The 19,415-nt window shown below is 58.4% G+C and carries 17 protein-coding genes, 1 tRNA gene and 2 pseudogenes; 7 read left to right on the top strand and 13 right to left on the bottom strand.

The genetic code is table 11. The features are described 5' to 3' along the window. Positions 1-16 precede the first annotated feature (16 nt). Positions 17-93, top strand: a tRNA-Arg gene (locus tag AKV04_RS03805). Positions 94-268: 175 nt separating this feature from the next. Here AKV04_RS03805 and AKV04_RS03800 read toward each other — a convergent pair. The 6 genes from AKV04_RS03800 to AKV04_RS03775 form a co-directional block, all read right to left on the bottom strand. Then, entirely contained in the window at positions 269-1,063 is a 795-nt protein-coding gene (locus tag AKV04_RS03800) for a hypothetical protein (protein WP_054005150.1), read from the bottom strand. A 187-nt stretch (positions 1,064-1,250) separates the two neighbouring features. Further along, positions 1,251-2,132, bottom strand: coding sequence for a TniQ family protein (locus AKV04_RS03795; protein ID WP_162232828.1), 882 nt, complete (start codon positions 2,130-2,132; stop codon positions 1,251-1,253). 548 nt (positions 2,133-2,680) lie between these two features. Next, positions 2,681-3,607 carry a 23S rRNA (adenine(1618)-N(6))-methyltransferase RlmF gene (gene rlmF / locus AKV04_RS03790; protein WP_054005214.1) on the bottom strand — a complete coding sequence of 309 codons (927 nt, stop codon included), beginning with the start codon at positions 3,605-3,607 and terminating at the stop codon, positions 2,681-2,683. A 307-nt stretch (positions 3,608-3,914) separates the two neighbouring features. Then, entirely contained in the window at positions 3,915-7,034 is a 3,120-nt protein-coding gene (locus AKV04_RS03785) for an efflux RND transporter permease subunit (protein ID WP_054005148.1), read from the bottom strand. Continuing rightward, the gene (locus AKV04_RS03780) at positions 7,031-8,206 is read right to left on the bottom strand and encodes an efflux RND transporter periplasmic adaptor subunit (protein ID WP_054005147.1); all 1,176 of its coding nucleotides are present in this window, start codon (positions 8,204-8,206) and stop codon (positions 7,031-7,033) included. Before AKV04_RS03780 ends, AKV04_RS03785 begins: the two co-directional genes overlap by 4 nt. A 3-nt stretch (positions 8,207-8,209) precedes the next feature. After that, on the bottom strand, positions 8,210-9,592 hold the full coding sequence (locus AKV04_RS03775; protein WP_054005146.1) for an efflux transporter outer membrane subunit: 1,383 nt from the start codon (positions 9,590-9,592) through the stop codon (positions 8,210-8,212). A 136-nt stretch (positions 9,593-9,728) separates the two neighbouring features. Here AKV04_RS03775 and AKV04_RS03770 point away from each other — a divergent pair, with 136 nt between their 5' ends. After that, positions 9,729-10,421: a response regulator transcription factor gene (locus AKV04_RS03770; protein ID WP_054005145.1), complete on the top strand. Its 693-nt coding sequence runs from the start codon at positions 9,729-9,731 to the stop codon at positions 10,419-10,421. Between the two features lie 6 nt (positions 10,422-10,427). Beyond that, positions 10,428-11,690, top strand: a complete 1,263-nt coding sequence (locus tag AKV04_RS03765) for a HAMP domain-containing sensor histidine kinase (protein ID WP_054005144.1) — start codon at positions 10,428-10,430, stop codon at positions 11,688-11,690. A gap of 363 nt (positions 11,691-12,053) precedes the next feature. On the opposite strand, the gene ccoS is transcribed toward AKV04_RS03765, so the two are convergent. The 7 genes from ccoS to AKV04_RS03735 form a co-directional block, all read right to left on the bottom strand. Continuing rightward, the gene (ccoS, locus tag AKV04_RS03760; RefSeq protein WP_054005143.1) at positions 12,054-12,278 is read right to left on the bottom strand and encodes a cbb3-type cytochrome oxidase assembly protein CcoS; all 225 of its coding nucleotides are present in this window, start codon (positions 12,276-12,278) and stop codon (positions 12,054-12,056) included. Further along, positions 12,275-13,081: a DUF2189 domain-containing protein gene (locus tag AKV04_RS03755; RefSeq protein ID WP_054005142.1), complete on the bottom strand. Its 807-nt coding sequence runs from the start codon at positions 13,079-13,081 to the stop codon at positions 12,275-12,277. The genes ccoS and AKV04_RS03755 overlap by 4 nt, the downstream gene beginning before the upstream one ends. 167 nt (positions 13,082-13,248) lie before the next feature. Then, complete coding sequence (gene ccoP / locus AKV04_RS03750; RefSeq protein ID WP_054005141.1) at positions 13,249-14,124, bottom strand: cytochrome-c oxidase, cbb3-type subunit III; 876 nt, start codon at positions 14,122-14,124, stop codon at positions 13,249-13,251. Next, positions 14,115-14,279 carry a cbb3-type cytochrome oxidase subunit 3 gene (locus AKV04_RS25340; RefSeq protein ID WP_082351506.1) on the bottom strand — a complete coding sequence of 55 codons (165 nt, stop codon included), beginning with the start codon at positions 14,277-14,279 and terminating at the stop codon, positions 14,115-14,117. The genes ccoP and AKV04_RS25340 overlap by 10 nt, the downstream gene beginning before the upstream one ends. After that, the gene (gene ccoO, locus AKV04_RS03745; RefSeq protein ID WP_054005140.1) at positions 14,276-15,004 is read right to left on the bottom strand and encodes a cytochrome-c oxidase, cbb3-type subunit II; all 729 of its coding nucleotides are present in this window, start codon (positions 15,002-15,004) and stop codon (positions 14,276-14,278) included. The genes AKV04_RS25340 and ccoO overlap by 4 nt, the downstream gene beginning before the upstream one ends. A gap of 4 nt (positions 15,005-15,008) precedes the next feature. Further along, positions 15,009-16,634, bottom strand: a complete 1,626-nt coding sequence (gene ccoN / locus AKV04_RS03740; protein ID WP_054005139.1) for a cytochrome-c oxidase, cbb3-type subunit I — start codon at positions 16,632-16,634, stop codon at positions 15,009-15,011. 88 nt (positions 16,635-16,722) lie between these two features. Next, positions 16,723-17,163 carry an RrF2 family transcriptional regulator gene (locus AKV04_RS03735; RefSeq protein ID WP_054005138.1) on the bottom strand — a complete coding sequence of 147 codons (441 nt, stop codon included), beginning with the start codon at positions 17,161-17,163 and terminating at the stop codon, positions 16,723-16,725. A 287-nt stretch (positions 17,164-17,450) separates the two neighbouring features. Between AKV04_RS03735 and AKV04_RS27785 the strand changes: the two genes are divergently transcribed. The 4 genes and pseudogenes from AKV04_RS27785 to AKV04_RS03720 form a co-directional block, all read left to right on the top strand. Beyond that, complete coding sequence (locus tag AKV04_RS27785; RefSeq protein WP_054005137.1) at positions 17,451-17,639, top strand: DUF488 domain-containing protein; 189 nt, start codon at positions 17,451-17,453, stop codon at positions 17,637-17,639. Positions 17,640-17,930: 291 nt separating this feature from the next. Further along, a pseudogene (locus AKV04_RS27780) lies at positions 17,931-18,257 on the top strand (nitronate monooxygenase); the annotation flags it as partial. Positions 18,258-18,280: 23 nt separating this feature from the next. Next, positions 18,281-18,595 (top strand): nitronate monooxygenase, encoded by a 315-nt coding sequence (locus AKV04_RS27775; protein WP_082351511.1) that lies wholly within the window; start codon positions 18,281-18,283, stop codon positions 18,593-18,595. Positions 18,596-18,902: 307 nt separating this feature from the next. Further along, positions 18,903-19,415: pseudogene (locus AKV04_RS03720) on the top strand (IS21 family transposase); the annotation flags it as partial.

The raw sequence follows: 19,415 nt of genomic DNA, 5'->3' as shown, positions 1-19,415 counted from the left end.
CACATAGGCCAAATGCGGCTCCGTAGCTCAACTGGATAGAGCACGGACCTTCTAAGTCTGGGGTTGAGGGTTCAAGTCCTTCCGGAGTCGCCATAGATTTATTAAACATTGTAAACGAGGCATAAGAGTGCACGTTTTGGCGTTTTCTTGCACACCCCCTGTTAAGAGATTTCGCTATACAATGGGGCAAAAATCCGCCCTCCAGTATTTTATTTCATGATTTCAAATGGATGGTGTGACCGCCTCGATCTCTGTTTGGGAGGTGCAGTCAGTCGATAAGGCGTTGTTTACGCAACACAGGCTCCACCGAGCTCCTTAGGTAGAGATGACCATAGTCCTCACCGTCGGGCATGAAAGTGGGCACACCTGCAGATCGAAGCGCAGCGAGGTAGATTTGCCGATGCCCTCCGAATTCTTCAGTCATGGTTGTGAGGGTCATGAATCGGGCATGGAATGCGATCATGTTGGCCTCGGTCATAACATATTGCCATATACCGGTATTGGGATGGCGCATTCTTGTGGCCGGCGTATAGCCCTTTTCAACCAGAGTAGAAAAACGGCGTTTATCGCGGATGCCGACGGAGCGCCCAAACTGGACCGCCGAGGGATGGTCTCGCTGTTTGAGCACAGACGCATGATCCGCCAGATTGTTTACCTCTTCCTTATGGACGCAAAGGCTCTGGTAACCGGACTGGCCGTCTCTCGCGCCAATTTGCAGCTGCCCAGCCCAGATGGCTGCGATGAGGTCACCGACAGTGAGGCCTGAACGGGCTTTTGCGATCTGCAATCTCTCCCAATTTTGATCCTGTTCGCTGATCGATTGGGAAATGGGCTTCAGATGAGCAACGAGATCAAGGCCATCTGAACGGCGCCAAACCCTTTTGATTTTCGGGAGCTGCGTGCGAGGCACCAACAAGTTCGCCTCAACCAGCGCGTTAAGCTCATTTAGCGAAGCCCCCATCGCGCGTCTCATTTTGACAGGTTCGACCCATGTCAGGATCTCCGCCAAAAGTGGCGCATACTCTTGTGCGCGGAAGGTCGTTCGGGCGAGCGTCATCTGCATCAACGGCACCAGGTTCAACCAGCAGCTGTCTCAGTAGATTCGTGCCTATCCCGGTTTCTGTCGACGCCGTAGTGATCGAGTGCAGGATACGCCCTGGGAGGGGCGTGCCGTAAATGTGGGCACCTTCTTCGATGGGCCAATTATCTATCACGAAGGATCGCAGGACGCGGCGAAACGGCACGAAACATTAGAGGTGCAACGATGCTGTGGAGATGTTCTTGTAAAATAGATGTCCCAAGGCAGCTTTGATTTCTTGATTGCGCCCGGTCGCCGATTGCATGAGCGTGGTCAGGGCTGCGAGGATGCTGGGCTCGCCTTTACTTGCGACCTCAAAGCCTCTTGCGCGTGCTTGCATATCTAGACCGCATCCATTTGCCGCGGCCTGCGGGTCAAGGCGAAGCAACTCCGTGCCGAGAATCCGGCAGAAACTCGCGGCGGCGTAAAGATCGTGATGCGCAAGCCAAGTGTAATCGCGCGCATCCTCAAGGCGGTCATCCAGCCAGCGGTCAAAGGCGGTTGGGGCTTGAAGTTGTTTGTCGAGCTTTCCAGCCATGAGCGCGGGCAAGATCTCATTGAGCCGCGCACCCATATCGTAGCGCTCACTCGGATAATCGGCGACCCACAGTTCTACGAGGGGATGACTATGATGCAAACACAGTCCCACCTCGCGAAACTGCCAATCCCCGCGCATAACCATCGCCTCAGCCGGGTCGCCATCATGCGACTTAACATCTTCTTTGAGGCACAAGGGGCAACCGCGAACGATAGGGTTGCGCAGGCCGCGCGAGACAAAGTTCTCCCCGCGCAGCCGCAGCCGGATGTTACCGACACTTTCACCTGTCCATGACAAAAGCTCGTGTAGCTCTTTGGCTGAAAGCGCCCCCCATTTTGACAGGCGCGACAGGGCGTCCTCATCAAGGTTAATGATGCGCTTGAAGGATACGCCCATGTCATAGGCTAAACTCTGCGCGGTCACCCCTTTCGAAGCAGCTAAGCGCGACAAGTAGGATGGGATGGTTTCGCGGTGGGCTGGGTGTAGGCGGGCGGGCAGTTTGACAAAGGAGATCACACGGGGTTGTTGATGGTGAAGGTTATGCTTTCCAATGGGTCACTAGACACCAATTGTTCATTCTTAGAGGCCGAAGACGTCGTCAAGAGCGGGGGTTGTTGATTTCCACATTGCGCGCAAAGCTGGGGGAAGGGAAACATGGCTCAATTTTCAGTGGAAATTATCTGCTCACCTGCGTCCCTTACTCGAAGGCGTGGCGGGCTATTCCACGAACGCGGTGTCGCGGGTCTTCCTCGGGCTGGACCTCGCGCAGCGCGTGCCGCAGGTATCGTGAGCTCGCGGCCTCTTGCCACACAGTTATCGTTGTTCAACATTTTTCACGAGATGTTCGATGATCAGCAGGTGAGAGACACCCTGCATTCCCTGCCTGATCCACTCCCAGACACTCTTCGCGATTTGCTGCGGTGCAGAATGGCCTCGCTGACCCTTGGCGATCTATGAGCGACGCATTCGGTCCTTAGCGGACATCCACAGTGTCACGGGATGCTGCGATGCTGCTTCTCCGAAGCAGACATTACCTGTATCGCAGAATTTCGGCAAAGGGGCTCCTATGACCCATCTCTATTCGCAAACAAGGAGCGCTGATTTTTCTTCATGTAAGTCCAAGCAATAAATCGACTTGTTTTTTGCCCCTGTGCCATTTCGACAACTTTAAAATCAGCCGCCCTGGCTTTTCCTAAAATTCGGTAGAGTGGCTGGAGGTTATCTTTTTTCGACACCAACGAGGTAAACCACAGGCACTGATCAGCGAACTCCATGCTCTGCTCAACCATGCGGGCGACAAACGCTATCTCGCCACCCGGACACCAAAGTTCAGCGTTTTGACCACCAAAGTTGAGCTTTTGTGAATGTCCTTTTCCAAGATTCGCCCACTTGCGTTGGGTGCCTTTATTCGCTTGTTCCATGGACGAATGAAAAGGAGGGTTGCACATGGTTACATGAAAGGAATCGTTAGCTTCGATCACGCCTCTAAAGATACTCTCAGGATTATTTTGTCGCCTAAGGGTGATTTTCAACTTGTTGAATTCACAAATTTGCCTTGCCGATTTGAGAGCACCCGCATCTATATCGACGCCAGTGAAGTGCCAGCCGTATTCGCTCTGGCCTGTCAAGGGGTAAACCAGACTTGCACCGGTGCCGACGTCTAACGCTTTGATATGACGCCCACGCGGAGTGTCTTGGTTATTGCTGTCGGCAAGCAAGTCCGCAAGATAGTGGATATAGTCCACACGACCGGGAATTGGTGGGCATAGATAACCCGCGGGGATATCCCAAAAATCAATATTATAATGCGTCTTTAGCAATGCCCGATTAAGCATACGAACGGCGCTTACATCTTGAAAATCAATTGTCGTCTGACCGAGTGGATTGCTGATCGTGAAAGCCTCGAGTTCAGGTGTCTGCACCACCAATCGCACAAAGTCGTAGCCTTCCGAATGTTGATTGCGCGGATGCAGATTCGTTTTGGTGGCCATTTGGAACGCCTTCATGAAAGTTGGTGCACGTCACTCGCCCGACGATGAGTTGGTTTTAGGCCCTCATGCACAAATAGTAAAATTTGTCGCAAGGCAGATGCTCGATTAAAGCGACGGCCCGACCGATCATGCCCTGTGCTGCATTGGTCATTTCCGGCTCGAAGCTAACTTTCTCTAACCCACAGCATTGCGCTGATCCAATAGGTCCGTCCGTCAGTAACGGCCCTGAACTGCCAGTCGATGCCGTCCCACAGCTATCCCATTTCGCTTGAGAAGCGGCCAGTGTTGTTTGCAGCTGTGTCTTAATTTAGCAATCCAACCGCCGCGCCCCGCTTTGGCCTTGTTGCGCGCTTTTTGGGTGCAGGTTGGGGCTTTTGGCGCGGAACCGCCGTGTGACGAACTGTTCGAAATCGTCGATGAACGTATACACTACAGGAATCACCAGCAGGCTGAGTAGCGTAGACGTCGCCAAGCCACCAATCACAACGGTTGCCATGGGCTGGCGGAAGCTCGAATCCCCCTCCATCAGGCTCAGCGCCGCCGGCAACATACCCGCCGACATCGCCACGGTGGTCATGATGATGGGACGCGCCCGTTTGTGGCAGGCATCAACCAAGGCATCATAGCGGCTCATGCCAGAGCGTCGGGCAAGCAGCACGTAATCCACCAACAGAATCGAGTTTTTCGACACGATTCCCATCAGCAATAACAGGCCGATGACCGCAGGCATCGAAAAGCTGGTCCCGGTAATAACTAACGGAAACAGCGCGCCGCCCAGTGCCAGCGGCAGCGCGGTCAAGATGGTGATCGGTTGCAAGAAGTCATGAAACAGCAGCACCAAAACGGCATAGACACAAAAGATACCCAGCGCCATCGCGGTGCCAAAGCTGCTGAAAAGTTCCGATTGGCGCTTGAGATCGCCTTGTTCGACAAATTTCACGCCAGCGGGCAGATTCTGGTAGCTGGCCAGTTCAGCGACGTCCTTGTTGACGTCAGACAGGTTTCGTCCGTTCAGCTCGATAGTCACCGAGACGTTGCGCGATCGGTCAAGGCGGTTGATCTGGGCGGGCGACGACCCCAGCGACACCTGCGCAATCGCGCCAAGCGTCACGTTGCCCTTCGCGCCCTGCACCGGAATAAGCTTGATTTCATCCAGACTTTGACGGGTCTGCTCGGCGAGTGTCACCCGGATCGGGATCTGGCGCTCGGGCAGGTTCAGTTGCGACAGCTCCGAGTCGTAAGCGCCCGAGGTCGCCACCCGGATGGCGTTGGAAATGCTTTGCGATGTCACCCCGTAAGAGGCGGCGCGCGCCAGATCGGGCGTAATCACGATCTCGGGCGATTGAATGGAGGCCGAGGTGGTCACATTGCCAATCCCCACGATCTTGGCGCGCACCTCATTCGCAAGGTTGCTTGATGCGTCAACCAAGGTCTGCGCGTTGTCGCCCGCCATCGTAAGTTGCAGTTGCGTGCCATTCCCGCCAGACCCGACCTCGATCCGCGCGCCGGGGATGTCTTTCAAGGCTTCGCGGATGCCTGCTTCGATTTCGGTCTGGGTTACGTCGCGATCATCAATATTGGTCAGGTCCACAACGATCGTGGCCGAGGTGACCGAACTTGTCTGCGACCCGCCCCCCATGCCGCCGCTGGAGGCAGAGCCGGTGGCCTGGAAAACACCATGAACGTCTCCCACACCTTTCAGCGCGGCCGCAACCGTGCGCGATACCGCATCGGTTTGCGTGATGGTGGTTCCGGGTGCGGTGGTGATCTTCACCTGGGTCTGACTACTGTCCGAGGCGGGGAAGAACCCCGTGGACAGATGGCCAAGCATCAGAATTGTCAGCCCGAAGAACGCAAGCACACCGACCACTGGCATCCAGCGGTGCTGAAGCGCGCTGCGGATCACGGTAATGTAGTTGCGCATCAGAAAGCCGTCCGGCTTTTCATGCGCGGCTTTGGCCTTCATCATGTAAGCGGCCATCATCGGCGTGACAAAGCGGGCGACCAGCAACGAAAAGAACACCGCGACAGAGGCTGTGATGCCAAATTGCTTGAAGATGATGCCGATCACCCCGCTCATGAACGCGGTGGGCAGGAACACGGCAATCAAGGTAAAGGTGGTGGCAATAACCGCCAGCCCGATCTCGTCAGCGGCCTCTTTCGCGGCTTGAAGGGGCGGCTTGCCCATCTGCATGTGCCGCTCGATGTTTTCCACCTCGACAATCGCATCGTCCACCAGGATCCCGACCACCAGCGACAGTGCCAGCAGGGTGACCGTGTTCAGCGAATAACCCAAGTAGTCCATCACCAGAAAGGTCGGGATGATCGAAAGCGGCAGGGCGATGGCGGCAAGCAGGGTGCCGCGCCAGTCCATCAAGAACAAGAACACCACAAGCACGGCAATCGCGGCACCCTCGTAAAGCATGCTCATGGACGCCGCGTAGTTCTGCTCGGTCGGCAGGATGGTGTTGTAGGCCTCGGTGACCTTTACCTGCGGGTGTTCGGCTGCAAAGGTGGCCATCGCGGTGCGCACGTCTTCGGTCACGGCCAGATCGGAATAACCGGTCAGCCGCTTGATTTGTGCGGCGACAACAGGTTCGCCGTTCAGATAGGCCAGCGAGGTCAGGTTAGAAAACGTATCGGTCACGGTGCCCAACTCGTCCAGCCGCACCCACGACCCGTTTGGCAACGGGATCGGGATGGCGCGCAGATCTTCGACGCTTCCCGACGCCGCCAGAACCCGCACCGACTGCGAGGCCCCGCCGATTTCGGCCTTGCCGCCAGACAAATCGCGCTGAACCGCGTCAAGCTGGGTGTTCACATCTGCCGCGGACAGGCCCAGCCCGTTCAGCAACAGCGGATTAAGCTCGATCTTGATCTCGCGGTCAACACCGCCCAGCCGCCCGACCTCACCGACGCCATCGACAGCCATCAGTGCGCGTTTCAGATCGTTGTCGATAAACCAGCTTAGCTCTGCATCGTCGAGTTTGTTCGAGCTGACCACATAGGTCACCAGTGGCCCGCCCGACAGCGTGGTTTTCGACACGGTGGGGGCGTTCATTTCCGAGGGCAGATCGGCCTTGGCCTGATCGACGGCGGATTGAACCTCGTCCAACGCGGTCTGCACATCCTTGCCGACCTGAAAGGCCACCGAAATAGACGCGGAGCCGTCGGTGATCGTGGTGGTCACCGAGTCAAGTTGATCCAGCCCGGTCAACTGGTCTTCGATCTTGCGCGCGACTTCGGTTTCAAGCTGGGCGGCCGCGGCCCCGTCAAGGCTGGCCGAAATCGAGATTGTCGGCAGCGACATGTCGGGGAAGTTCTGCACATCCAGCCGATTGAACGCCATCAGGCCCGTGATGGTCAGCAGCAAGAACGCAAGGATCGGCGGCACAGGGTTGCGGATGGCCCAAGCAGAGAAATTCATTGCTGCACCTCGGTCGTGGCCGCATCAGATGCGGGCGCTGGTGCCGCCGTGTCTGCCTCTGCAGGCACCACCCGAACCACCGAGCCATCCGACAAAAACGCCCCGCCCGCCTGCACGACCTCCGCCGCCAGTGCCAGGTCACTGGTGATCTCGACGCGATCATCCAGACGCCGCCCGGTTTCAACCCGAACACGCGAAACGGTGTTGGCGTCGCCCGGGTTCACGGTGAAGACATAGGAAAACCCGTCCTGCATCACCACTGCCGAAGACGGCACCGACACAGCCGCGCTGCTGCCCACCTTGAACCTGCCCGATATCATGATGCCGGTCTTCGGCGTCTCTAGCCCTTTCGGCGGGGTAAGCGAGACATAGACGATGACACGCCCATTGCTTTCCGAGGCGGTGGGGGCGATACGGCGCACCTCGCCGGATACGTCGCCAATCGGCGTTGGAATACTGACGGGCATGCCAACCTTGATGCTGCGCAACTGGTTCAGCGGCACTTCGGCCTGCCATTCCACGCGCCCATCACGCACCATGCGAAAAAGTTCTTGGCCTGCGCTGACCACATTGCCGACCGCAGCACTGCGACTGGAGATGATCCCCCCCGTTGCCGCCGTGATACTGGTATGCGCCAGATCGAGCTTTGCGGAGGCGAGTTGCGCTTCAGATGATTGAACATCTGCTTGCGCCTTGCGTTCGGTAGCAAAGTATTCGGCTGCCTGTTGTTTTGAGATCGAGCTGCCACCGCTGAGTTGCTGCGCGCGCACGGCATCGGCGGATGCAAGTTCCAGCGAAGCCTTGGCCGACTCCACGGCGGCCTCTAGCTGGATGATCTGATTGGTCAGCGACCCGGTCGAAAGTTCGCTCAGCAGTGCGTTTTCGGCCACCGTATCGCCCACTTCGGCGTTGACCGAGGTGATCATCTGCCCGCCAACCTGCGCCGAGATGACAACCTCTTGCCAGGCGGCCAGCCAGCCATTGGCCTGAACTTCGATGGGCCAGACGCCCTTTTCGGGCGCAACCACCGCAACCGTCAGCGCCGCGCTCTGCGGTGCAGTCTCGGATGCCGCCACGTCGGAGGCGCTGCCCTCGGGCCGAAAGGCATAGGCCGTGCCGAGCACGACGGCGATGGCAAGGCCAGCGAGAAGAAGCTTTTTGGATCGGGTCATATCTTAGCCTTCAATTTTCTTCGGGGCCAGGTCCTTGGAGATCACAACTTTTGGCGCAACCCAGCCGCCGCCGATAGCTTTGTAGAGCGCTATCCATTGCACGAGGACGGCCTCGCTTTGGCTGATCCGGGTTATCCGCGCGGATTGTAATTGTCGGCGCGCTTCTTCGCGGTCCAAGAGCGAGGCGGCTCCGACCTTCCAATCGCGGTCAACGGTGTCAAAGTAAGCCTGATAATTAGCTACAAGACTTTGAGCGCTTGCCAGATTAGACCGTGCAGCCGCAAGGCGGGTCAGCGCGCCCTCGACCTCTGACACAGCGGTCAGCGTCGCCGCACGGTAGCTTTCTGCCGCAGTCAGCGCATTGGCATTGGCCAGCCGCACGCCCGCACGCGATGCACCACCGTCAAGGATCGGCAACGACAACGCAGGCCCGAACGACCAAGACCGCGGATCAGAAGCAGTTATACTTCCGTTCAGCGTCAAGGACGGAAACAACTGGGCTTCGGCGACTTTCATATCCAGCAGCGCGGCCGCAAAACGCTTTTCGGCCTCAAGCACATCCGGGCGCTGTCGCAACATGTCGGCAGGCACGGAAGCCACCTGAAAGGGTTTGGTTTTGGGCAGACCGCCACCCTTTGAGATAACCGCGTCGATCTCGCTCTGCGACACGCCAACGATGCGGGCAAGGCTTTGGGCGGCAACCTTGCAGTCGGCCCGTTGGTTGGTCACGCTGATCTCGGCATTCGCGACGTTGGCCCGCGCCAGCGACAGATCGGCAGAGGCGCTTAGCCCGGCATCGACCAGACTGCCCGTCGCGGTGACGGTGTCTTGCTGCGAGGCCAGCGCATTTTGGTATTCTGCTTGGGCAAGCCTGCAAGCCCGATAGCCGACATAGCCGTCTGCAACCTCGGCCGCCAAGGAAACGTAAGACCCCGCGTAGGCCAACTCCTCTGCCCCCGCCCGTGCAGTATCGGCCTTCGCCGCGTTTTGCACCTTGCCGAAAATGTCGAGTTCCCACTTGGAATCGACCAGTGCGGTGTTGCTGTCGCTGCGCGGCGTGGTCGGTGAATCGCTGATCGTGGCAGATGCAGAGCCGGTCAAACTGGGGTAAAGATTCGCGCCGGTCTGACCAGATTGGGCGCGCGCGGCCATTACGCTTGCCGCCGCACTGCGCAGGTCGGGGCTGTTTGTGCGCGCCAGCGCCAGAAGTTGCGTCAATTGCGCATCGCCCATGCGCGACCACCAGTTGACGTCCAAAGCAGCGCCGCCTTGCGGAGCAGAGGTGCCGTAATGGCTCGCCACAGCCTGAGTGGCATTGGGCTGGATCAGCGGCACGCTACAGGCTGACAGCAGGCTGGCCCCCAACAGGGCGTAGATCGTCTTCATGGTCGGCTCCGAAACTTGCTCGGATCGGTATGCACGCGCAGCATGTTAAGTTGTGTTAAGATTGTGCAAAGATTTCAAAAGCTGGCTATCAAGGCAGACACTTGGCGCTAAGGTCATCACAAAGGACGCAGCGACCATGACATCTGTTTTACTGATCGACGATGACTTTGAACTGACGGCGCTTTTGGGCGAGTATCTCGAACAACAGGGCTTTCGTGTCAGCGTGGCCGGTGACGGCGAACGCGCTTTTGGGCGTATCCTTGAGGCGCGCGCCGATATCGTAGTGCTGGATATCATGATGCCAAAGGTCAGTGGGCTTGCGGTTCTGCGCCGCATCCGGGCGGAAAGCACGGTGCCCGTGCTGATGCTGACCGCGCGCGGCGACGAGGCGGATCGCATCATGGGTCTTAATCTGGGCGCTGATGACTACCTTGCCAAGCCCTGCTCGCCTGCGGAACTTGCTGCGCGCATCCGCGCCATATTGCGACGCACTCTGCCGCCAGAAGATCAGATCAACGAAAGCGCCTCGGTGCAGCGCGAGGGGTCACTCAGCATCGACCGGCAACGTCGCATTGCCACTTGGGCGGGCGCAACGCTTGGCCTTACAGGGGTGGAATTCAACCTGCTTGACGTGCTGGTTTCCCAAACCGGCAAGCCTGTGTCGCGGGCTGATTTGTCGTTGCAGGGGCTGGGCCGCGCGCTTGCGGCTTATGACCGCGCGGTGGATGTGCATGTCTCGTCCATCCGTCAAAAGCTGGGCACCTTCCAGGATGGCAGATCGCCCATCCAAAGCCTGCGCGGGGTTGGTTATGTTTTTGTCAGGGAATGACGGAAGATGATCTTACGCGTATTCGCTTTCATCTGGTGCGCTAATCTGCTGACCCTGCTTTTGTTTCTCGTGCTGATCAATCTTGTCGATCTGTCACCGCCCGAAGACATCCAGATCAGGGCGGAAACACGTGTGCTTGAACAGCAGGTCTCTGACATCTACCGGATAGAGGGAAAAGCCGGTGCGCTGGCGTTTTGGCGGCAAATCGCGCCCGGCTTTCCAGCTTACGCGCTGCAGGCGGATGCGGATTGCAGCGACGCGAACGTCATAGGTGCGGCAGATCAGGGCTGTCTGCACCTGTCGCGCGCAGGCAGCATCGCTGAACGATTGCAGATCATTCAACCCGCAGCCCTTCCGTTGACCATAGGGGCATTGGTCAGCGCGGTCATGGCGATATTCCTGTCGCGCTGGCTGACAAGCCCCATTCGCAGGATCAGCCAAGGCCTTAAGGCCATCGCAGCAGGGCATCTGCAGACCCGCATATCGGCCAAACTCCAGACTTCGAACCGCGAGCTGCAGGATCTTGGGCGCGATTTCGACTTTGCGGCAGAGCGGTTGCAAACCCTTGCTGAGGGCCGCACCCGGCTGTTTCACGACATCTCGCACGAAATCCGCTCGCCGCTTGCCCGCCTGCGCGCTGCCGTCGGCCTGATCGAAGTCAGCCCCGCCCGTGGCGCATCGCTGGCGGGCCGGATGGAGGGCGATATCTCAAGACTTGACCATCTGGTGAACGAAATTCTGACCTTGGCCAGACTGGAGCGCGGTGACATCCTTGGCGAATTTCAGACCTTCGATTTGCTGGATCTTGTCGAAAACATCATTGCCGACGCGAATTTCGAAGGCCGCGTCCGCAACGTAAAATTGACTTATTCCGGCGTGAAGACCCTGAATGTGATGGGCAATCCAGAACTGCTGCACCGCGCGTGCGAAAACATCATCCGCAACGCGCTGTCCCATTCGCCCCAAGGCGGGATTGTGCAAGTCACTGGGCAACAGATTGGCGACGCCATAATCCTTGAAGTGGCAGATGAAGGCCCCGGCGTGCCCGAGGCAAACTTGAAAAACATCTTTGCCCCGTTCGTCAGGGTCGAAAAGGAAATTCCATCTGCAGGAATTGGCCTTGGCTTGGCCATCGCCTCCGGTGCCATTACTTCTCACGGCGGCACCATCTTGGCGCGCAACCGCCAGCCGAACGGCTTGGTGCTTAAAATCAGCGTCCCCCTGAAAACCTCGACCGCCAACCTCATCGCGGGTAATGCGGTTTTGTAGATACGCAAGGCGACCAGCCGCTGCGTAATCAATTTCCTGCGAAGCCAAAGACGCTTTGCCAGAGTTGGAATCGATGGAGATGTCGCCAGTTTTGAATCAAGCCTCATAAGGCAGATTGGCGCGCGGGAACGGCCCATGATAATAGATAATAGGTTGATCGCCTCAGGCAGCTGCCGCACTTGCACTGCCAAGACAGCGAGAGTCAGCTTTCCGCCCAGTGTAGGGGATCGGCTAAGATCGCCGCGCCCGGCCCGTTGCAATCGTTGGGCACCCGAAAAGCGCCGCATGGCAGTTTCCCCATAACAGCCGTTGACGGTGTTGCTGAATACGCTCTCTGCCGCGCATCGCACCGAACTGCGGCGCTTACGTCCTTTGTTGGGTTTGCTCGAGCGGCTTGGATAGCGGCACCGCTCCCATTTTATCGGCATCGGGGTGCGGCAACTGTGCGGGTTTGTCGGTCGCGGAAAGGATCCGGGCGGCAGCGCCATCAAGGTCGTCATACTGATCGTGCCTAAGCGACCAGAAAAAAGCGCCGAGGCCGGTCAGACCAAGCGCGATCGAAACGGGGATAAGAAAGAAATAGCTCATGCTTCGTGCTCTGCTGGCGGGCGCAGCGCGACCCAAGCGTGCCAGGTGCCATGACCGAGCAGCGGAAAAATCACGATCAGCCCCAATAAACCCGTCAGAACGGACACGGCAAAGCCTAGGGCAACAATCGTCCCCCAAGGCAAAACCGCGCGAAGATTTTGCACCGTTATGGCAAAAGAGCTGCCAAGCGCTGTCAACGCATCCACACGGCGTTCCAGCAACATCGGAATTGAAAACAGGCTGATTGCCATCGCAAAGGCAGCGAAAAGCCCACCGATGGCCGAACCGGTCAAGATCAGCGCCCAACCGCGCGGCGTGGTCAGCAGCTGCGCTGGCAGCTGATCAAAGCCCGGAAAGGGCAACAGACCGAAGAACAAAGCGTAGAGCAGATCCGCCGCGCGCAGCCAGAGCATGACCAGAAGGCAGGACAAAAGCCCCGCAAACACCAGCTGACCGCCAGAGGCTGGGCGTACCAATACCATCTGCCGCAAGCTTGCGCGCGATGCCGATTTCAGCCGGCGACTTTTCTCATAAAGCCCGATGGCAAGAAGTGGGCCGATCACCAGAAACCCCGACAAGGCTGGAAAGATCAACGACGGAAGGCCGCCCCAGATCATGCCCAGGATCACCAGCGTCGACAAAACAAAGACCGCAAAGCCGTAAAGCAGGCTCTGAGCAGGATCACGGCGCAGGTCGGACCAACCCGCAGCAAGCCAGCCCAGAGCAGCACCATGCGGAAGATCGCGTGCAAAGCGCGCAGCGATGCGAAGCCGGGGCTCTAGCGCGGGAAGAGGTTCAAGCATAGATTGCCTCATTCAACATTCGGGTTCTGCGGCAGGATGTTTTCTGTGCTCGGGGACACAGCCGGGATGCGAGCGGAAGGCAAGATCGATGAATCGCCAGTTCGCGCCTATCACCACTGCCAGAAAAGCCGCGATACCTAGGATCACCCAAAATCGACTTCGCGTGATCATTCCGCATCTCCCGACCCTTTCGAAAGACCCTCGACATAAAGCGCGAGCATACGGATATCGGCGTCAGAGAGCCGGTTTTGCCACGCAGGCATGACGCCCTGACGGCCGTTTAGCAGGGTCTGGCGGATCGTTGCCGCATCCCCGCCATAGAGCCAGTCCGTATCCGTCAGGTTTTGCGCGCCCGTGCCTTCCACGCCCTTGGCATCCTCGCCGTGGCAGCCGACGCAATTGGCTTGAAACAGAACAGCCCCTTCAGAGGTATCTCCGGCGATGACACCCTTTTGCAGCGTCATCACATAATCGGTGAGCGTGGTAATCTCGGGCCGAGACAATAAACCATCTCGGCCAAAGGCGGGCATTGGGGCAAAATGGGTGTCTGGATCGGGGCTGTTAATGCCGTGGCGCAGAGTGGTCTCGATCTGTTCAGCCGTGCCGCCCCAAAGCCATATGTCATCAGACAGACCCGGAAAGCCCGGACCACCGCGACCGCCCTTCTGATGGCAGACCTGGCAATTCTGCCCAAACACTGCTGCCGCCGTGACCTTGGCGCGTGCCATCAGGTCAGAATTGGCGCGCAGGCTGTCATAGTCTTCTGTCGCAAGCGCGGACATCCAATCTGCCCGTGCCGCATCCGCACTTGCAATATCAGTGGCAACCGCGGTCTTCTGATCGACACCGACCAGCCCCGTGGTATGGGTATCGATCAACGGCCAGCTCGGCAGCAGAACCCAGCTGATCACCGCATAGATATGTGTCACGGCCAGAAACCACAGCACGATGCGCGGGATCGGCGAGTTCAGCTCTTTGATGCCGTTCCAGTCATGGCCGGTGGTGGCATAGCCCGACACCGGATCGCGTTCGCTCACGGACATGGCCAGTCCTCCGTGGTCAGGATTGATTGCGCCGCCTGATCCGCCCGCGCCTTTTGCGACGGGCGATAGGTGTGGATCAAGATCAGGATGAAAAATCCCAGCAGGTAAAACAGCCCAAAGGTCTTGGAGAGAAAAAGCGCAAGATCATGGCTCATGGCGTGGTTTCCGTTGTGTAGGGTGCTTGGGTCAACTGACCCAGCACTTGCAGATAGGCCACTACGGCATCCATCTCGGTAAGCTCATCCGCTCCCGAAAACCGCCGCAGCGTTGTGGCCTCGCCATAGCGTTCGACAACATCCGCCGCCGCCTCGCTGTCAGGACGGGCCTGCGCCAGCGCGTCGCGCGGCGCATTGGCGATCATCGCATCGGTATAGGGCACGCCGAGTGTACGCAGTGTCGCCAGATGCGCGCCAAGGTCGTTCACTGCGAGGGAAGTCGTTGCAAGCCAGGGATAAGCGGGCATGATCGAGGTCGGAACCACCGCGCGGGGGTTGGTCAGATGCGCCACATGCCAGTCGTCTGAATATTTGCCCCCCAGCCGGGCGATATCCGGCCCAGTGCGCTTGGATCCCCAAAGCATCGGATGGTCATACTGGCTTTCCGCCGCCAGCGAATAGGGGCCATAGCGTTCGACCTCGTCGCGCAGGGTGCGGATCATCTGGCTGTGGCAAGCATAGCAACCTTCGCGAATATAGATGTTGCGCCCAGCCAGCTCGAGAGGCGTGTAAACCCGCATGTCGGGCAAGGTTTCCACCGTCTCATCAATTGTAAACAAGGGCGCGATTTCCACCAACCCGCCGACACTTGCGGCAAGGATGATCGCGACAACGAAGCCAACCGAGTGCTTTTCAAGGTTGTAATGCGCTTTGAACAGGGACATCGCTTTACTCCGCCACTTGGGGGGCAAACGGGCGATCACCCGCCACATCTTGCGCGCCGCGAATGGTCAGCCAGATATTGACTGCGCCCACACAAATGCCCGCCAGAAACAGCGCGCCACCCAGAAAACGCGCGATGTAATAGGGGCGCATCGCCTCCATGCTGTCGATGAAGGAATAGTTCAGCGTGCCTGCCGCATTATAGGTGCGCCACATCAGCCCCTGCGTAATCCCTGCATTCCAAAGCGAAAACACATAAGTCAGCAGCCCCGCCAGCGCGAGCCAGAAATGCCATTCGATCAGCCTCGGCGAATACATCCCAGCGCGGCCCCAGATCTGCGGGATCACCGAATAGAAGGCGCCAAAGGTCACCATGGCGAGCCAGCCCAAAGCGCCGGAATGCACATGGCCGACGGTCCAGTCGGTATAATGCGACAGCGCGTTCACCGGGCGGATGGCAAGGAATGAGCCCTCGAAGGTCGAAAGCCCGTAAAATACCGCCGCCACGAACATGAAGCGCAGCGTTGCGTCATCGCGCACTCGATGCCAAGCACCATTCAGCGTCGCCAAGGCGTTGCCCGCCGAGGCCCAGCTAGGCACCAAAAGCATGATCGAGAACGTCATACCAAGGTTCTGCACCCAGGTTGGTAGCGCTGTGTAATGCAGATGGTGCGAGCCAACCCAGAGGTAAAAGAAGGTGATGCCCCAAAAGCTGATGATCGAGAGCCGGTAGGAAAAGATCGGCCGCTGCGCGCGTACGGGCAGGTAGTAATAAAGCATCCCCAGAAAGCCCGAGGTCATAAAAAATGCCACCGCGTTATGGCCATACCACCATTGCACCATCGCATCCTGCACCCCCGAAAACACCGGATAGCTTTTGGCGCCAGCGAAGCTTACCGGCAGGGCGAGACCATTGACGATATGGAGCATCGCCACAACAACGATAAAGGCGAGGTAATACCAGTTGGCGACGTAGATATGCGGCTCCGCCCGCCGTTTCAGGGTGCGCAGATAAAGCACAAGATAGACCAGCCAGACGATCACCAGCCAGAGATCGGCATACCATTCCGGTTCGGCATATTCCTTGGATTGGGTGACGCCCATCAGATAGCCGCTGACCGCCCATACCAGAAACAGGTTATAGCCGATCAGCACCACCCAGGGAGAAAGCTGATCTGCCAACCGGGCGCGGCAGGTGCGCTGCATGACATGAAAAGAGGTAGCAATCAGCGCGTTGCCGCCAAAGGCAAAGATCACGCCCGTGGTGTGAACCGGACGCAGGCGGCCATAGCTTGACCAAGCCTTGCCAAAGGTGGCGTCAGGCCAGACCATCAGCCCCGCGACCCACAAACCGATGCTCATGGCAAAAACGCCCCAGAGCATTGCCAGAACGATGCCGACCTTGATCGGATCATCGTAATAGCGATGCAACCTTGCGGCATCCGGCGCCGGTTCCTCCAGCGTGCCACCAATCGCAAAAAACAAGCCACCCCCAAGCACCAAGGCCATGAAGCCATGCACGGCCATCGGATCCTGTTTGCCCACGGCTGCCATCACCAGCCCAAGAAGGGCGAGACAAACTGCAAGAAAGAGACCGATGCGGCGTTCGCTTGGGGTAAGACACGCTATCATTCAAGTCTCCTTCATCTCAGAATAGGTTTAACATAGATACACGTTTTCTTGCAGATTAAGTCGTTCTCAAGTTTGGGTTTTCGGCGAGTCAGGCCGGGACCGGCGTGGCAGCTTGAGACGGTCGCGATTTGGGCAGTGCAATATCCGCCAGCGTTGATCGGTCCAGATTGGTCAAAAACGCAGCTTCGGCAGAGCTCAACCGCGCCTTAAGACTGCAACACCCGGTGATGCTGCAGGTGTTCCCCGTGGTAGCGAAACACTCGACCAGCGGCTGTCCCGCTTCCAGAAGTCGTACCACGTCACCCAGGCTGATCGCCCGCGGCGCGAGAGCCAGCGTAGCACCACCCCCGCTGCCGCGCCGCGTGGCCACGATGCCGCCCTGGGCTAGCCTTTGCATGATCTTTGTCAGATGGTTGCGCGACAGGCCGAACTCATCTGCCAGTTCGGCCGTCGAAAAGGCGCGGTGCGGATCCGAGGCCATTCGCATCAGCGCTCGCAAGCCGAAATCGGTGAAAGAGGTCAGGCGCATCTTGGCTTCGCTTAATAAGTATTTACAATACCACTTATCAGGCTTTGTCCCTGATGCAACTACTGAGTCAAGGATTACGCGCCATGACGACCCAGATGTTCAACTTCGCGGTCAAGGTGGTAGCGGACTTAATCCGCAGCGCTGCATCGGCTTTTGCCGCGATGGCCCCCGCACTTTGGTTTGATCGACAGGGTTTTGTCAAAATGACAACCCCATCCACGGAACACATCCACCTATGTCGCGCCTAAGACATCCGGGCGAGAGCGGTTCCCGTCGGTGCGCGACTGTTGGTTGACAGGCTCTGGCCCCGCTGCATCGCCAAGACCGATCTGCTGATCGATGCCTGGCTGAAAGAGGTGACCCCCAACCCCGCCCTGTGCATATGGTTCGGGCATGATCCGGCGAAATGGAACAGCTTCAGCCAGCAGTATCTTGCCGAATTGCACAGCCCCCCGAGCTGTTCAAAATGCCCTTGACTGGTGTCACAAGGGGCCATTCACGCCGATCTATGCCGCGAAGGACCGCCTTCATACCTATGCGTTGGTCTTGCGTGCCTATCTGGCTGCAAGCCTCGCCAAGGAGATAATGCCATGACCAAATACCCGCTGCATACACCCGTTTGCTCTCCGCTAGGCTGCGTCTGCCAATCCCGCTAGTCGACATGGGCGGGGTTGCGCGCGCGAAGCTGGTGGCGGCGGGGTCTATGGCATTCTGGTCATGGTGCGTGAAAGCCCTGAGTTTATCGCGCAAGAAATCGGTGCGGTGCGGTGCGCGCGCAGTCGGATCGGCCCCTTGCCGTTACCCTTGCCGTTAACCTGATCCCATCCGCCACTGATCCGGCGCTGCTGGATGCTGAACTAGGTATCTGCCTTGAGCTTGGCGTGTCGGCAATGTGCTTTTTCTGGGATGTCGTGCCCTCGGCCGTTGTGCGGGCCAAAGCGGCGGGGTGTCTTTTGCTTCATCCGGTTCGCTCGTTGAAGGCCGCGCTCGCGGCCGAGGCGGCCGGCGCAGATGTGCTGATCGTGCAGGGGGGCGAGGCAGGGGGGCATGTGCATGGCACGCCCGCACCACTTGTTCTGGTCGAACAGGTGGTGCGGGCGGTCAAGCTCTACCCGTCATCGCTTCGGGCGGCTTTGCGACGAGTGCCAGGTTGGTTGCCGCTCTGGCACTTGGTGCGCAGGGTATCGACTGTGGCACGGCCTTTCTGGCTACGACTGAATCCTTTGCCCATGACGATCATAAGGCCCGCGTGCTTGCCGCTAAGGCCGAAGACACCGTCCATAACGACATCTATGCACTGAACTGGCCGCCCAATACTCCGGTAAGGGTGATCCGCAATTCGGTGATTGGCGGGCTTGGCCCCAATCTGATGGGTGCAACTGCACCGCCCTTACCTTCTGCCGCGCGAGGTGATCGCGGCAGCTTAGAGTAACGTGGTGGTAGGCCGCCTCAAGACATGCTTGACCTAAGGCGAGATCGATGAACTCCGCCTCTGCTTCAGCGTTGGGGAGGATCACTGACCATTCTCCGCCTGCCTAAAATCATTCAGATGTCTGTTCTGTGTAGTTCGACCCGGTGGCCGCCTTGCAACTTTGCTGCGGGTGCCACGCCGCAGCGCATCAGACTGTAAAACAGCGTGCAAAAGTGACCAGCTGACGGGGTGGAACAGCGTCCAAAACTGACCACCCCAGTCGTGCAACAATCCCGTTTTTTGGGCGGGAGCAGCTGGAGTGTTATGCGTGGAAACGATTGGGAAGATCAGGCGACGAGGGCTGCGGGACGGCGAGAGTATCAGTGGCTTGGCGCGGTCCCTGCAGCTGTCGCGGAACACCGTTCGCAAATATCTGAAGGAGGGGGTTGAGCCGGTTTACAAGCGCAAGCAGCAAGCCGGGCCCCAGCTTGGACCGTGGTGCGGCCGTCTTGATGAGTGGCTGCGCGGTGATGGGCTTTTGCCCAAAACACGGCGGCGGACGGCGCGTCGGTTGTTCGAATGTCTTCAGGCCGAGGGATATGCTGGTGCCTATGACAGTGTGCAGCGTCATGTGCGGCAGTGGAAGATTGAAGTGGGTCGGGCCACGAGCACGAAGGCGTTTGTGCCGTTGTTCTTTGCGTGCGGTGATGTGGCGCAATTTGACTGGAGCTACGAGCATGTCGTGCTGGGCGGAACCACCACGACGATCAAATTGGCGCACTTCAGGCTGGCTTACAGCCGTCAGATGTTCGTTGTGGCCTATCCGCGCGAGGCGCAAGCG

It is taken from the genome of Cypionkella psychrotolerans (assembly GCF_001294535.1).
GTDB lineage: Bacteria > Pseudomonadota > Alphaproteobacteria > Rhodobacterales > Rhodobacteraceae > Cypionkella > Cypionkella psychrotolerans.
The sequence above is the reverse complement of the archived record's forward strand: the minus strand, read 5'-3'. Positions and strand labels throughout refer to the sequence as shown.